At 52.5% G+C, this 627-nt stretch carries 1 protein-coding gene; it reads left to right on the top strand.

Features of this window, described 5'->3' with window-relative positions; translation table 11 throughout:
* Nucleotides 1-627: hypothetical protein (locus HJV72_RS20550; protein WP_208073380.1), on the top strand; the 627-nt coding region annotated here is incomplete at both ends.

Here is a 627-nt window from a genome sequence, read left to right as displayed (position 1 = left end):
TACGTATTATCTGAACAGTGATAATACGACTTCCGTGCCTAAAGTGACAGAGGATAATCAGGAGCTCGCCAGGGTGGCATATGACCGCGGGCTGACGGTCACGTATCTGGAGGAGGACGGAAGCCCATTTGCAGGCATCGAGGATCCGACCGTCTATCGGACTTACGACGGACATAACAGGGCGGCCATCCAGTTCCCGACGGCATCCCAGTGTCCGGAAGGAAAGGTGCTCGATTACTGGACGGTCAAGGAGCTTGACGGCTCCGGAAGCTGGGTGCCAAAACCGGGCTACATGATCAAACAGGGGGCGGAGCCGGCAGCCTACGAATTTGCATCAGGGGCTGGTGCGAATAATAAGAGCATACAGCTTCAGGCCGTGTGGAAGGATATCGCACCCGATTCCTATATAACCATACCGAGAAATATACTGCTAAGTGAAGCAGGGACCAATCTGCAGCCGGAAGACAAGTATGCCGGCGTAAAGGTAACAATAGGCTACGAACCTGTGAATGGCAATGAAAAAGAGGTCAACGTAGATGTCCTGAAATCATTCGACCTTTCCCTGGAAGATGATCCGGCAGAGACGATCAAAGTCTTTTCCTATGACGCAGGGGGGAATAAGCTGGA

It is taken from the genome of Extibacter sp. GGCC_0201 (assembly GCF_017566055.1).
In the GTDB taxonomy this organism is placed as follows: Bacteria; Bacillota; Clostridia; order Lachnospirales; family Lachnospiraceae; genus Extibacter.
The sequence above is the reverse complement of the archived record's forward strand: the minus strand, read 5'-3'. Positions and strand labels throughout refer to the sequence as shown.